Source organism: Gemmatimonas sp., assembly GCF_031426495.1.
In the GTDB taxonomy this organism is placed as follows: Bacteria; Gemmatimonadota; Gemmatimonadetes; order Gemmatimonadales; family Gemmatimonadaceae; genus Gemmatimonas.
Genome location: NZ_JANPLK010000080.1, coordinates 101,151 through 115,274, shown reverse-complemented (window position 1 = coordinate 115,274; position 14,124 = coordinate 101,151). Strand labels below are relative to the sequence as shown.

Below are 14,124 nucleotides of genomic sequence, written 5' to 3'. Positions count from 1 at the left end.
GAGCCGCGTCAACAACATGCAGAAGCGATCCGGCGCGTCACCACTACTTCGCCGTGACGCGCCAAATCGCATTGCCCACGTCGTCGGCCACCAACAACGCCCCGCGCGCGTCGATGGCGACGCCGACCGGACGCCCGCGCGCGAACTCCTCGCGCTCGAGAAATCCCGTGAGCACGTCAATGGGCGCTCCCGACGGCACGCCATTCACGAACGGCACGAAGATCACCTTGTAGCCGCTCATGGGCTTGCGGTTCCACGAGCCGTGCTGCGCGACGAAGGCACCCTGTTGCAGTGCACGCGGCAGCGCACCGGGCATCGCACCGGCGCGCGAGAAGGCGAGCCCCAGCGACGCAGTATGGGCCCCGAGCGCGTAGTCGGGCACCACCGCGCTCGCGACCAGATCGGCTCGTGTCGGCTTCACGCGCGTGTCGACATGCTGGCCGAAGTAGCTGTAGGGCCAGCCGTAGAACGCGCCGTCGCGTACCCGCGTCATGTAGTCCGGCACGAGATCGCTCCCCAGCTCATCGCGCTCATTCACGGCGACCCACAGTGCACCGGTCGTCGGCTCGAAGCTCATCCCGACGGGATTGCGCAAACCGCTGGCGAGAATGCGATGGCGTCCCGTGCGCACATCGACGGCCCAGATCGCGGCGCGATCGGCTTCGACATCCATACCATGCTCGGCCGCATTGCTGTTCGATCCCACCGCCACGAACAGCGTGCTGCCGTCCAGCGACGCGACCACGTTCTTCGTCCAGTGGTGATTGCGCGAGCCGGCGGGAAGCGCGACTACGCGCGTGCCCGTAGCGTCGATGCGCTGCACACCGGCGCGATACGGAAAGCGGACGATGGCATCGGTGTTCGCCACATACAGCACGTCACCCACCAGCGTCATGCCGAACGGCGACGTCAGTCCGGAGAGCAGCACCGAGCGCACATCCGCCATGCCGTCACCATCCGTATCGCGCAGCAGGGTTATGCGATTGGCGCTCGCGACCGCACCACCGGCTTTCCGCTGAAAGCGCTTGAAGAACCAGCCTTTGATACCGGTGGCATCGTCCGGCCGCTCCGGTGCATTGGTTTCCGCGACCAGCACGTCGCCGTTGGGCAGCACGTACAACCACCGCGGATGATCGAGACCGCGCGCGAAGGGGTGCACCGCGAGTCCGGGGCCGGCCACCGGCATCTCACGTGCCAACCAAGGGCGCGCGCTGGCGACACCGATGGTGGGAATGAGCGATGTCCGCGGGGCGTCGAGCGTCGGCGTCGGTCCGATACCAGCGGCGAGTGGCAGCTGGGCGCGGCCACCGCAGGACGCCACCATCGGCGCGACGAGCAACACGCCGGCGAGCGATACGACCAGGGTGCAGACAGGATGGCGTTTCATGCGACATGCTATCGCAAGATCTGCGCTTACGGCCGATACACCCATGCGCTCGCGCGCGGCCCGCGTCCGCCGCCGTAGCCCCCGGTGATCAGCACGCCGCCATTCTTGATTGGCGCGACGGCGGAGAACTGGCCCGCCATCTGACTATTGCCGGAAACCAGCGAGAACGCACTCGATCGCGGATCGAACGTCTCGGCTTGTGCGGCCCCACCAGCAATCAGCACGGTGCCGTTGACCAGGAGCACGGCGCTGCCGTTGTGCTTGTAGCGTGGACGTACGAGGTCCGGCCCCATCGTGAACGTGGCGGAGGTCGGATCGAACAACTCGGTGCTGTTGTAAATGCCGTCGCTGTCGCGCTCATCGGTGCCACCGGTGATCAGCACCCGCCCGTCGCGCAACAACACGGCATCGTGCTTATGCCGGCGCACGCGCATGTCGCCGACTTTCCGGAAGGTGCCGCTCGTTACGTCATAGCGTTCGGCTGACGTGAAGAGCGTGATGTCCGCGCGACGCCCCTGATGCCCGCCAACGACAAGGACATGACCGCTCTGCAGCAGCACCGCCGCGTGACTCTCACGGGCGATGATCATGCTCCCCGTGGGCGTAAAGCGTCCGGTGGCCGGATCGTAGATCTCGGCGCTGGAGAGAAAACTCCACGCTGGACCCACACCGCCGGCAATGAGCACCTTCCCATTCGGGAGAGCGACCGCAACGTGCCCCGCGCGCGCCGCACCAAGTGATCCGGTGGGCACGAAGCGATTGGTTGCCGGATCGAACAACTCAGCGGCGGCGAGCACGGTGGAGCCCGCCGTGTAGCCACCCACGAGCAGGACCTTGCCGTCGGGCAGCAGCGTCGCGGTGTGGCTGTGTCGTAGCGTACGCATGCGCGGCAGCGCGGCGAATCGCCATCCGGCCGGATCGAACAGCTCCGCTCCGCTAACCGCGTTCTCCTCGTTGGTGAATCCTCCCGCCACGAGCACCCGACCATCACGTAGCGCGGTTGCCGTGTGGGCCGCGCGCTCGACACGCATGGCGGACGTCGTGACGACGGAGCCGGCCGCGGTCGCAACCGCCCTGCCGACCGACGGATGACCCGGTGGCAGAGCGTGCGACGAGGTCAGGGCGAACGCCGCCATGGTGACGGCATAGCGACGGCGAGTCTCGTGAGACATCAGCAACTCCAGTAGGTGAGAACCCAAGCAGATGACGCGGAGCAACTGTACGACAACTCGACCGTCCGATGAGTTCAGTCGGCCTTGAGCACGAACGTCAGCTTGAGGGTGACCTTGTACATCGTCACCTTGCCGTTGGCGACCTCGACACTCTGGTCCTGAATCCAGGCGCCGGCAATCCCGGTGATCGTTTCCGAGGCCTTCGCGATACCCTGCGTCACGGCGTCGTCGAAGCTTTTGGTGCTCGACGAAATGATCTCAATGACTTTGGCGACTGACATGATACTGGCTCCTGATGGCGGATTTATCGACGCGGCGCGATCATCGCGCAGCTCATCGATTCAGCGCAGAACGCGTGCCACCAGAATGCCCGCCACGGGCCGGAACGGGGCGCCTACAACGCTTCCGGCACACGGTCCACCACCGATGTCGGTCGCTTGGCGAGCTGGAACCACACCACGACGAGTGGCACACCCAGCAGCACCGGCCAGAACCACTGCACCGCGGGATGCACGTCGGTGAACAGCGTGGGGGTCGGACCGAACACCACACCGATCAGTCCGAGCACGGCGCCCGAGCGCCTCTCCTGATCCAGCAGTCGCGCCGCACGGCGGAACAGGAACACGGCCAGCTGCAGCAACAGCATGCCAATCCAATGCTCGCGCCACGGATAGCTGCCGGTCACGCTGATGTAGACGAGATAAATCAGCAGCAGCGTACACAACACCGCGAGAACCTTGAGTCCGCGAATGGAGAAGTTGAGCATCTACTTGGCGGTGCGCGCCTTCACCACCGACAGCAATCCCGCCTCCACCAGCTTCGGCGGCGTGCGCTTGGGTGTCGCCTGCTCCCACGCTGACGCGATACCCAGCAGCGCACGGTCGGTCCACGGACGCGCCGAGAATTCGAGGCCGAAGGGTAGGCCGTTCGCATAGTTGCCGGCATACACGACCACCGCCGGCACGCCGATCATGTTCACCCAGCTCGTGGCCGAGTGCGGACCCTCGCTGACGCGTCCGTCCTGCGGCATCGATTCATCTGGTGGTGCCATCTGAATGGCCGGATACACGAATCCGTCCAGTTTCAGGCGGTCAAGGGTCGCCACGTACTCCGCCAGCATGGCACGACGCGGCGCGTGATAATTTCGTTCCGCCTCCGCGTCGCGCTCGAGCGTGCGTTGCTCGAGGCGCACGCCGGGCATGACGCGGAAGTGCTCTTCCACGCCAATCGACGACACATACAATGGTGCGCCAACGACCTGCTCATACTGCGCGGCCGAGTGATACGCGGCGGGACCAAACGTGGCGAGAAAGCGGTCGGTGCCATCACGCATGTAGGCATAGGTCGACACGCGGCTCGCCATCGTCGCGAACGTGGTCGGCAGAATGCCGTCACCGATCACGACCTCGGCACCGGCGGTGCGCAGCGATTCCACCGCCTTCATGAACAACGCGCGCGTATCGTCGCGCAGCGCCATGTTGGCGGCGGCGCGAATGGAATCGGCAGCGCGTTCCGGCACGCCCGCGGGAATGCCGTGAAACGGGATGCCGCTGCCGGCCATGATGAACGCGGGTACGCCGAAGCGCTTGCCCTTGAGCGAGGCGGCAGCCAAGCCCTCCGTGGTTACGCGCAGCGAATCCGGCGCTGACCGTGTTGTCGGATCGAGCGAGTCCTTCCCCGCCATGACCGCCAGCGCGATCGCAGCATCGGTCACGGTACGCGCAATCGGACCCGTGTTGTCGAGCAGCCAATCGAGCGGCGCGATACCGGCGATGCTTACCACGCCACGAGTTGGGAATACCCCAACCAGCGCACTCGTGGCGGCCGGCATGCGAATGGAGTTACCCGTGTCCGTGCCGTTCCCCAACACCGCCATGTTCGCGGCAACGGCGGTCACCACGCTGCCACTCGAGCCGCCGGGCGAGAAGCGCACGTCATACGCATTGCCGGTGCGACCAAACGAGCTGCTGCGATTCGTATCGCTGTTGGCAAGATCGGGCATGTTGGCGAGGCCCACGATGATCGCACCGGCGGCGCGCAACCTCGTCACGATCGTCGCATCCTTGGGCGCAATCAATTCGTGTCCCGCCCGCGTGAAGCCTTCCCAGCCGGCGGTGGTGATCTGCCCCTGCACGCTGGTGTTGGCCTTGATCACAATCGGTACGCCCCACAGCGGACCGCGTGTCGCGCGATCGCCCGTCGCCGCTTCCGCGTCGAGTCGCGCGGCGTCGGCCAGCGCACTCTCGCGCAATACCGTTTCAAGCGCGCCATATACACCGTTGTAGCGATCGATGCGATCAAGGTGCCACTGTACTACCTGGGTCACCGTGTAGCGCTTGTCGGCGTACAGCTGCTCCAACGCCGGCACGGTGACATCGAGCAGATCACGGTCGGCCGCATTGACGGCGACCGGTACCGCGGGCGGCGCGCAGCCGAGCGTCGCGACGGCCAGGGCCGCCGCACACGAGCGCAAGGCCCTCGAAGAGGTCAGCATGAGAAACGCAGGTAGAGGGAGTGTACGGCGGGCACCCAGAACAACGGTGGCGCCCGGGCGAGTCACGGACCCGGAACAATGTCGCTCAAGAATCCAGCCGCCGCCGTCGATACACAGTCGTGGGGCGATGTGGCCCGGATCGACGACCCTGTGTATTCAGGCGCTTCTTTTATGCGTTCGCGTTTTATTGCGGTACTTCCGCTCTTGGTAGCGGGTCTTTCCACCACGGCGGCCGCCCAGACTGGCGAGTCCCCCTTCAGCTTCCACGCCGCGATCAATGCCGGCGCCGGTGTCTCCGGGAAGCTCCCGATCCTCGGCATTCCGTCCTTCGGCACGTTCGACTATCGGACGGCCGCGTTGCAGTTCCGGTACCGGCTCGACAACTCGGACCAGTTCGTCGTGCAGCTGGTGAATCGGCGGCTCGGACTGAGCCCGTTGCAGGCGGCGCTCCCCGACGTTGCGCTGCAGTGGGCCTACTGGCAGCGTCGCGGAAGGCTTGGCACGATCAAGGTGGGTCGCAATCCGATGCCGCGCGGCATCTTCAACGAGACCCGCTTTGTCGGCACCGTGTTGCCGTTCTTCCGCCCGTCATTTGAGGTGTACGGCGAGGGACGCGAGACCGTGGACGGTTTCGTGTACTCGCGCACCGATCCCCTTGGCAGCGGCTCGCTCGAGCTCAACGTATTCGGTGGCAGCAACGAGGTACGCACGCAGGTGGTGACCGCCACTGGAAACTCAATTCGGGCGTTCCGCGGCAACGTGTTCAAGGGCGCGCAGGCCTGGGTGAATGTGGCCCCGGGTCGCACACGGTTCGGCGGCTACTTCGCGCAGTATCGCATCGACTCCGCCCGCGTGTATGGCTGGCGTCACGAGAGCTTGGTGTCGGCGGAAACGCACATCGTGCCCCGCACCGTGCTCCGCGCCGAAGGGCTCCGCATCTACGGCGTCGGCCCCAAGCAAGATCGAAAGAGCGGCTACGTGCAGGGCGTGTTCAACGTGAGCGAGAAGTTCGACATCATGTCGGAGATGAGCCTCACGAACAATCGCATCTTTCAGAATCCACCACTGTCAAACGTGGATGTCGTGGCCACACGTGATCGCGCGCTCGGTGTGACGTATCGCATCGGTGGGGGCGCATTGCTGCGACTCGAGCGCCACGATGTGAGCGGCTATGCGTTCGACCAGCTCGTTCCCCTCCTCAGCACCGTGGCGGGTAAGAGTGTGGTCGCCCCGCAGTCGGCCGGCATGTACTGGCTCGGTAGTTTCGCGTTCAGCTTCTAACCGAGACCATATCCATGAATACTCTCTCTCGTTCCTTCGTGGCCGCGGTGGCGGCCTGCCTGCTGTCCCTGACGTCGACCGCACCGCTGGCTGCCCAGGACTTCAAGGTGATCGTGAACAGCGCGAATCCCATCAGCGACATTCCGGCCGCGGCCCTGAGCAAGATCTTCCTGAAGGAAGCCGCCGCGTTTCCCGGCGGTGGTTCCGCTACGCCAGTTGACCAGGGCAAGTCCAGCCCCGTGCGCGCCGCGTTCAGCAAGCGGATCATCGGCCGACCGGTCAGCGCGGTGGATACCTACTGGCAGCAGCAGATTTTTTCCGGCAAGGACGTTCCCCCGGCCGCCAAGGCATCCGATGACGACGTGATCGCCTTCGTCAAATCGACGCCCGGCGCCGTCGGCTATGTCAGTGCCGCGGCCAGTACCGCTGGCGTAAAGGTCGTCGACGTGAAGTAGCGTAGTCTCTCGTGCACTGACCTGCCCCTCTCGGCGTCAGCGTCCTCCCGGACGCTTGGCCTTGAGGGGCATCGTCGTTGGACGCGGCGGCACCACTCACCAGAATTCGGCGAGTCAGCGCGTGCTCATGAACTCGAAGAGCTCCCGCGAGACCTTGGGGGCAAGTCGCTCCAGCGCATAACTCGTCATAAACGTCTTGGCGACAATTTCCCGGCGGAAGCGCGGCGTGATCTCGCCGCTCTGCTGCAGCTGATCAGCGCGCTGCTTGCCGAGGTAGAGAAACGCCAAGCCCGCCGCGTCTTCGCGAGTCACGCGATGGCGCACGAGCGACATGTCGAGCGCCCCGATGTACAGGGCGTCGGCGGTCACGCGAGCCCACTCGGTGCGCAGCGGATCGACGAAACGCAGCGCACGCAGCGCTTGTGCGATCGCTCCGCCTTCATCGCTCGCCGCTTCACGACCATGACCGATCGCCTGCACCAGCTCCGACGCCAGATCGATCGCGACGTCGTCACGTGCGAAATCGTCGTCGGCTGGCGCGCTGCCCAGCACCGCTTCGGCGATCTGCACCACGAGTTGCGCCGCGCGCTCGATACTGTCGGCAGTGCCCTCATCTGTCCATGCGCGGCTGCTCCAGCGAATCCATTCTCGCCCGTCGAGCTGCGCGATGGTGACTGCCGCCGCGTTCAATGCTTCGAGAAACGCCGGCGCCGACAGCGACGCGACCTCGGCGCGCGAGCGGATGTCTTCGGAGCACATACTGAGTGCGGTATAGAGCTGTCCGTCTTCGGCGCGCACCCATCGACGGTCTACGTCCAGCACGATCACTGCGGCGCCGAGCACACTGGAGAGCATCGTTTCCAGAATGGTGTGCGTTTTCACCGAGCCGTCGCGGAACGTGAGCGCGTCGAGCGCCGCGTATTCATGCTGCGCCCATGCATGTTCAGTCACCTGCTCGCCGGCCGCCGCCCGCTGCTGAAACTCGGCGAACAGCGCGGACAGATGTGTCGGCGGGCCGAGAACGACGGTCAGCTCGGTGAGGTCAAATGGGGTGCGTGCCATCGGCGAAAGATGACCACAAGGTCGAGCCCGGGCGGCGGCGGGGTACGCTGGTCAATATTTACCCGGGTATATTGACACACCATTATTATCCGGATAGAATTGAATGATACGCCAATCCGGACCGCCTATATGGATCGCAAAGCGCTCACGCGCGCCTACAAAGAGTCGCGCCGCCCCATGGGGGTGTACTGCGTGCGCAACCTCGAGACCGGTGAGGCGCTGATCGGGCGCTCCATCGATCTGCATTCGGTCGTTAACCGCGAACGGACCTCGCTGCGCTTTGGCGGGCATTCCAACCGGCGCTTGCAGCAAGACTGGAACGCGCGCGGCGCCGACGCTTTCGTGTTCGAAGTGCTCGACACCCTGACCTCGCCCGACTTCGATCCCACCGAAGATCTGGTGCTGCTGGAAACCATGTGGCGCGAACGCATGCAGGCCGACGGTCACGGCAGCTACAGCACGCGGGCATCCGTGAAGCGCGCATGAGTGCTCCCGAGACATCGCCCATGACATCGCCAATGGATTCGCCGATGGTCACCGCGTTCCGCGGACACGAACTGCTGGCGGCGGGCGAACTGCGTGAGGTGGCTCGGGTGGTGTGGCGTGCCGTGAAGGAGGCCGAGCCGCATCATGGTGCCGTGTTGGTGTTCGACGATGCGACGGCTCGGGTGATCGATCTCGAGATGCGAGGCGACGAGCGCGCGATGTTGGCGCACCTCGACGCCATGGCGCGCGCGAATCCAGTTGCGCGCGCGGACGATATCGCCGCCCCCGACACGGCCCCTCGCCCGCGTGGACGTCCCAAGCTTGGCGTGGTGGCGCGCGAGATCACGCTGTTGCCGCGGCACTGGGAGTGGCTCGCCACGCAGCCGGGTGGCGCGTCGGTCGCGCTCCGCAAACTCGTGGATGCCGCGCGTCGCGCGCCGTCGGACGACGATCGCGCCAAGGCCGCGCGCGATGTGGCCTACCGATTCATGAACGCCGTAGCCGGCGACTTCAGTCAGTTCGAAGAAGTGATCCGCGCCCTGTATCGCGGCGACGAAGCGCGATTCCGCGACCTGATAGCGGCGTGGCCCCACGACATTGCTGTCTACTCGGCGCAGCTGGCATTTCCTGACCAGTCACCGGTGCGCGACGCATGATGGCCGGCGCCGTGATGTTACCGGGCGTGGGGAGCGAGTGCCGCTCGAGGTGGCCGCTGCATCCGGTACACGCGAAGCGACACGACGTCGTCAGCATCCGTCTGTCGGAGGACAACCGCATCATCAGTGAACGCGACGGCGTCGCCGGGTTGTGACCAGGTCAGCCGCGCGGTGATCGCGCCGTCCTGTCGAAACGCGGTAGCAGCGCGGGTACGGTCACCGGGCGCCCACGCATCGAGGACCCAGAGGGTGCGATTGGGTGTCACGAACCACGAGCCGTAGGGAGGCAGCGAGTCGGCCGCGGGGGCCTCCACTGCCTGACGACGCAACTCCTCCGGATCCACCATTCGCTCTCTCCCCGGCGCGTTCAGGCGCTGCAGCGCACGCGCGATCATGGAGTCGCGCATGGCGGAGGTCACGACGCGCCGCGGGCGGGCCACGGTGATCGTGGTGCGCACCACGCCGCGAACGTTCCGGAGATCGATACGGTAGCCATCACCAGAGCCGGTAGCCACCACGGTGTCCCAGGCCGTCACGGTGGCGTACCGCGTAAATAGCAGCGGGCGCGAATCGGACGATCGTCTCCCTCGAAAGCGCGTTTCGATGTCGCGCACTTCCAGATCGGGAACGTTGGCCACGATCGTCGCACGCGTGCCATCCGATGTCAGCATGATGACCGACGCGGTCGGACGCGTGACCGCGCCCGCCCCCCCGAGCCCGGCCTGCACGACGCCGGCGGTGCTGAGCACAAGTTCGCCCGTGTTCAGGGAGCCCTCGGGTCTGAGGTATCGACCACCTGCCAGTGGTGGCAGCGCCGGCAGGGGACGCGTGCGTACGAATCCTTTCGACGGCACCACCCAGTTCAGACGATTGTTGGACGCGTCCGGAATCAACAGCGTGTCACCGCGCGTGCGCGTCAGGCCGCTTGGTGCCATCAGTTCACCCGGTCCCTTGCCTTGCCTGCCAAGCACACGCTCAGGGCGTCCATCGGGGGCGAACACGACCAGCCGACTCCCAATCGACGAGAGCGCGATGATGCGACCGTCGGCGAGCAGCTGGACCTGGCGCGCGTTGGTGAGATCAAAATCGGGTGCGTCCATACCGCTCGTCGATGCACTGGGCGACGAGGCAAGCGCCCACTGCGGTGCGCGGCGAAGCGCGTCGAACGGGTGCGCCAAGTGGAGGACGCCGGCCACAAGGCGCCGCTCAGGCAGTACCTGCGCCTGCACGCCCCGCGACAGTACGGTGATTCCCGCGATGCTCACCGCCAGCACCGTCGACCGGAGGGTCATCATCAACGATTTGACCGGCGCGGAAGGCGATCGAAAAAGTCGAACATCGCCGCGAAATTCGGCTCCACCACATTCGTGTGATTACCGCCCGCCACCTCGATGTACTGCACGTTGGCACCGACATTCTTGAGCGCGGCTACCATCACGCGCGAGCCGCCCACGGGCACCGTGGGATCGGCATCGCCGTGCACCACAAACTGCGGAATGCCACCGATCGCCTTGGCGGTCGACGCCACGCCGAACCCGGAGTACACACCCAGCGCGGACCACAGCGTCGGCGTCTTCGCGGCAATCGCCCACGTGCCGATGGCGCCCATCGAGTGGCCCACGAGATAGATGCGGGTGCTGTCGACGGCGTATTGCGTGCGCACGGCGGCCAGCACGTTCATCACATCCTGTTCACTCAGCGTGCGTGCGCGCACGGCGGCCGGATCGTTTCCACCACCGAGCGCCACGCCGTAGCCGCCATCCACTCGATAGCCCAGCGGTGCCGCCACGATATAGCCACGCTGCTCGGCCAACTTCGGTAGCGTGCCGCCGTACGCTTCAAAGAATGAGTCTTCGGTGGCGCCCAATCCGTGCAGCGCAATGATCAGCGGCAGTGGCTTCTTCGCGGCGTATGCCGTCGGGATGTAGAGGCGATATGGCATGATCTCGTCGGCCGCCTCGAGACGGTAATGCCGCTTGAGATCACCGGTCCGTCCGACCCACGGGTTCTTGCCTGCCGCTACCGATTTCAGCAGCGATTCCGCCGCAGCGAAGTCACGCGCGGCGTTGAACGTGCCGAGCGCCACGCGGCTGGCGTTTACCGTGCGCATGCGGTCGATGGGGAACAGCAGGTCCGACCGCAACGGCTCCGGCGCCTTCGCCGCTGCGGCTTCGAGCCGCTTCATCGACGCGTCGAGGCCGTTCCGCACGACAATGCCAAGGTTGGCGGTGCCAAGCGTGCGCGCGCTGTCCGACATCTCGACGGTCACCACATACGAGCCGTCGGGCACGTGCTGCAGGTCGGCGTTGATCGCGAACGGCGAATCACGCAGGTCACGCGGCACGCCATCGAAACTCCCGAGTTCTTTCACGAGGGCCAGCGGTGCACGCGGATTCGCCGCGTCCCGCTGGCGAAGCGCCACGCGCGCCGTGAGCGGGCGCTCGAGGGCGATGGTCGGCGAGAAGCTCTGCTCGAGGCGCACGGTCCACGGGCGCGATGGATCGACGATCAAGCGATCCGACCGCACCACCACAGAACTCGCGAACTCCGCTTCCGGCGTCCACGGTCGCTTTTGCAGCAACGCGTTCGATTGCGCGAACAGTCGTCGCAGCTCGGACGTGCGGCCGTACTTCGACGCGCTGGCAATAAGCACATCGAGTGAATCGATCTGCGTCTTGAGCTCACCGGTCGGTTTGACCTGATTCTTGAGCGTCGTATTCGTGACGCTGAGCGACAGAATCCCGGTTTGGGCCTGAGCGCGCGCGTGCGTTGGTGCGAAACTGACGATCAGGGCGGACGCGAGCCCTAGCGACCTCGTGACGAATGGCGGTGTATGCATGCGTGGAAGCTGCGCGAGAGGATGGCGGCTTGTCCAGCAGAATGCACAACGGGCCACTCACCGTGATGGTGAATGGCCCGTGCACATCACGCAACGATCGCTACTGATCGCTGAGAACGAAGGCGCGCAACGGCGCACCACCAACATTGTTGTCCGCCGCCACGATCGTGCGCCCGGTGCCCGCCGTGAGGGTAAGGCTGGCCACGTTGATCGCGACCGCACCCGCACGCAACGCGGGCGCGGTTCCGGCCGGCACCACGCGCACTTGATACGTGCCGGCGGCCACCGGCAAGTACGACGAGGCCGTCTGATATGCCACGTTGGTCAGCGTCGGCGTCGCCGTGGCGAGATCTGCACCGACGGCGGTGACGAAGATATCCACCGCGCCGGCCGTCGGGCTCAGATGGACGACACGAACACGCGCCTGACCCGACGCAGGCACGGCGTTGTCATCCACCGTTTGGAAGGCGGTCACGGCAGTGCCCGACGCCCCGCCGATGGCGTAGATGGTGCGATCCTGACTGGCGGTCACGCTGACGCTAATCGTAGCCACCGTCGTATTCGTGTCCGCCGTGCGCTTGAGCACGAGCGAACGCGAGCCCGAGAGCACTGCGGCGTACAGCGCCGTATTCGGTGCCGCCAGAACGGCCGGCGTACTCTGCGTGTACGTGATGTTCACGCCAAAGGGCTTCGACTCGAGAATCGCGTTCACCCGCCCACGGGTGGTATCGGTGATCACGTTCACGAAGCGCACGCGCCCTTGAGGGCCGGAGGGCTGCAGCGGACCCTCGGCGTCGGTGGTGCCGCACGCCGTTCCGGCGACGGCCAGCGCCGTGAGCAGCGCCGTGGTGAAGCGACGTGTCACGCGCACGCTCGTTGAGTTGATCGGGTTCATAGTCATGATAGGCGTTCTCACTGGACCTGACAGCTGGCCGGGAACGTGCTCGGCTCAGTGGGATCGGGAAGCGCCGCGAAGGTGGCGTTCGGGTTGGCATTACGGTCGCCGAAGGCATAGGGCAGCCAGCACCGCTGTCCCTGTACAGGAACCGCCGGCGCCGCCGTCGGCCCACGAATGGCGCCGCGACGCCGCGAGTCTTCCCACCGCTGTCCCGTGCCCAGCAGCTCGTAGCGGCGCTGCGTGTAGATCTCGGTGAGCAGCTCGGGTTGCGTGAGCGCCGACGTGAGCGCCGGGAGGCATGCCTTGGGGTCGTCCAGTCCGCGACCACCCGGACAATCGGTGCGCACGGAATCGAGCACGGCCTGCGCCGCCACGAGATTACCCTGCACGGCGAGCGCTTCGGCCTTGATGAGTAACGCCTCGTCGGGCATGTACATCGGCAGCGGCGCCTGCGGATTCGCCCAGCGGCTGAACGGATCCAGTTGTGCGCCCACGCGACCCGTGAGCGTGGTGGACGGCGTCACGAAATACGCGAATCGCTGATCCTGCGGCAGCATCGACGTGCGGAATGATCGACGCACCGCGATCCCGTTCACGCCGCCCGTCACGTTCGCATAGGGATTGACCGTTGGTGCCGGAAAGGTGAGCACCGACAACGCGGCCGTTCCCGTGCGCGCCACGAGATTGGAGGCGGCCAACGCCGTGGCCTGATCGTTCGCCATGCGCGCATAGCGGGCCCGGTACAGCTGGATCACGTTCGGCAAGCTGACGCCCGGCGTCAGGATGCTGTTGTTGAAGAACGGGCTGGGTGGAGTCGCCGCTACCGTCGCAGCCGCCGAGTCGAGCAACGCTCGCACGACCACCAATCCCGCCGTACGGCTTTCGTAGGTTGGTGCGGCCACGCCGAAGCTCTGCAGCGGGATCTTCTGATACGATTGGAGCGCCTCCCCGAGCGCCTCGGCCTTGAGCGTCCACGCCAGCGCCTTGAGACCGCTGCGTGTGCCCGGGTCGATCCCGGCCGCCAGCGCATCGGCGCCGGCGAGCAATTCATCAGCCGTGCGCACGGTTCGATACACGGAGTTGAAAACGGCATCGGCGATGCCGGTTCCAGGGGGAACCGCGCCCTGCTCGGCGTCGCTGATGGAAATCAGCGCCGCACTCGTTGCCGCGAATTCGTCAGTCACCAAGCCCGCCGTGTAGGCGTAGTTGCCGTACGAGGTCGCGAAGCGCGACTGCAGTCCCGTGGCGAGTCCGATCACCCCATCAACATTGGTGATGACCTGCGACTCTGTGGGCGAGTTGGGGTTCTGCAAATCAAGATTGCACGCCCCGAGAGACATGGCGGCGAGCAGCACCGCACTGTGTTTGATCATACGCATGAGTAATGTTCTCCG

The 14,124-nt window shown here is 65.7% G+C and carries 14 protein-coding genes; 4 read left to right on the top strand and 10 right to left on the bottom strand.

Annotation, left to right across the window (positions count from 1 at the left end; all coding sequences use genetic code 11):
• Positions 1–43: 43 nt before the first annotated feature.
• The 5 genes from RMP10_RS20470 to RMP10_RS20450 all read right to left on the bottom strand — a co-directional run bounded on the left by RMP10_RS20470 (position 44) and on the right by RMP10_RS20450 (position 5,053).
• Entirely contained in the window at positions 44–1,387 is a 1,344-nt protein-coding gene (locus tag RMP10_RS20470; RefSeq protein WP_310571940.1) for a sorbosone dehydrogenase family protein, read from the bottom strand.
• A 26-nt stretch (positions 1,388–1,413) separates the two neighbouring features.
• Positions 1,414–2,559, bottom strand: coding sequence for a kelch repeat-containing protein (locus RMP10_RS20465; RefSeq protein ID WP_310571939.1), 1,146 nt, complete (start codon positions 2,557–2,559; stop codon positions 1,414–1,416).
• Between the two features lie 74 nt (positions 2,560–2,633).
• Positions 2,634–2,840 carry a dodecin family protein gene (locus RMP10_RS20460; RefSeq protein WP_310571938.1) on the bottom strand — a complete coding sequence of 69 codons (207 nt, stop codon included), beginning with the start codon at positions 2,838–2,840 and terminating at the stop codon, positions 2,634–2,636.
• Positions 2,841–2,953: 113 nt separating this feature from the next.
• Positions 2,954–3,325, bottom strand: coding sequence for a hypothetical protein (locus RMP10_RS20455; protein WP_309671743.1), 372 nt, complete (start codon positions 3,323–3,325; stop codon positions 2,954–2,956).
• Complete coding sequence (locus tag RMP10_RS20450) at positions 3,326–5,053, bottom strand: amidase (protein WP_310571937.1); 1,728 nt, start codon at positions 5,051–5,053, stop codon at positions 3,326–3,328.
• 171 nt (positions 5,054–5,224) lie between these two features.
• Here RMP10_RS20450 and RMP10_RS20445 point away from each other — a divergent pair, with 171 nt between their 5' ends.
• Together RMP10_RS20445 and RMP10_RS20440 are read left to right on the top strand one after the other, a co-directional pair.
• Positions 5,225–6,334, top strand: coding sequence for a hypothetical protein (locus tag RMP10_RS20445; RefSeq protein WP_310571936.1), 1,110 nt, complete (start codon positions 5,225–5,227; stop codon positions 6,332–6,334).
• Positions 6,335–6,372: 38 nt separating this feature from the next.
• Positions 6,373–6,789 (top strand): hypothetical protein, encoded by a 417-nt coding sequence (locus tag RMP10_RS20440; protein WP_310571935.1) that lies wholly within the window; start codon positions 6,373–6,375, stop codon positions 6,787–6,789.
• A gap of 114 nt (positions 6,790–6,903) precedes the next feature.
• Here RMP10_RS20440 and RMP10_RS20435 read toward each other — a convergent pair whose 3' ends face one another.
• A complete protein-coding gene (locus RMP10_RS20435; protein WP_310571934.1) occupies positions 6,904–7,851 on the bottom strand; it encodes a hypothetical protein in 948 nt (315 codons plus the stop codon).
• A 192-nt stretch (positions 7,852–8,043) separates the two neighbouring features.
• On the opposite strand from RMP10_RS20435, the gene RMP10_RS20430 reads away from it, so the two are divergent.
• Positions 8,044–8,337: a GIY-YIG nuclease family protein gene (locus RMP10_RS20430; RefSeq protein ID WP_310571933.1), complete on the top strand. Its 294-nt coding sequence runs from the start codon at positions 8,044–8,046 to the stop codon at positions 8,335–8,337.
• 20 nt (positions 8,338–8,357) lie between these two features.
• Positions 8,358–8,993 carry a DUF2239 family protein gene (locus RMP10_RS20425; RefSeq protein WP_310571932.1) on the top strand — a complete coding sequence of 212 codons (636 nt, stop codon included), beginning with the start codon at positions 8,358–8,360 and terminating at the stop codon, positions 8,991–8,993.
• A gap of 17 nt (positions 8,994–9,010) precedes the next feature.
• On the opposite strand, the gene RMP10_RS20420 is transcribed toward RMP10_RS20425, so the two are convergent.
• The 4 genes from RMP10_RS20420 to RMP10_RS20405 form a co-directional block, all read right to left on the bottom strand.
• On the bottom strand, positions 9,011–10,288 hold the full coding sequence (locus RMP10_RS20420) for a hypothetical protein (RefSeq protein ID WP_310571931.1): 1,278 nt from the start codon (positions 10,286–10,288) through the stop codon (positions 9,011–9,013).
• Positions 10,288–11,832, bottom strand: a complete 1,545-nt coding sequence (locus tag RMP10_RS20415; protein WP_310571930.1) for a PHB depolymerase family esterase — start codon at positions 11,830–11,832, stop codon at positions 10,288–10,290. The genes RMP10_RS20420 and RMP10_RS20415 overlap by 1 nt, the downstream gene beginning before the upstream one ends.
• 100 nt (positions 11,833–11,932) lie before the next feature.
• Positions 11,933–12,733 carry a DUF4397 domain-containing protein gene (locus RMP10_RS20410; protein ID WP_310571929.1) on the bottom strand — a complete coding sequence of 267 codons (801 nt, stop codon included), beginning with the start codon at positions 12,731–12,733 and terminating at the stop codon, positions 11,933–11,935.
• An 11-nt stretch (positions 12,734–12,744) separates the two neighbouring features.
• Complete coding sequence (locus RMP10_RS20405; protein WP_310571928.1) at positions 12,745–14,109, bottom strand: RagB/SusD family nutrient uptake outer membrane protein; 1,365 nt, start codon at positions 14,107–14,109, stop codon at positions 12,745–12,747.
• Between the last annotated feature and the right edge of the window lie 15 nt (positions 14,110–14,124).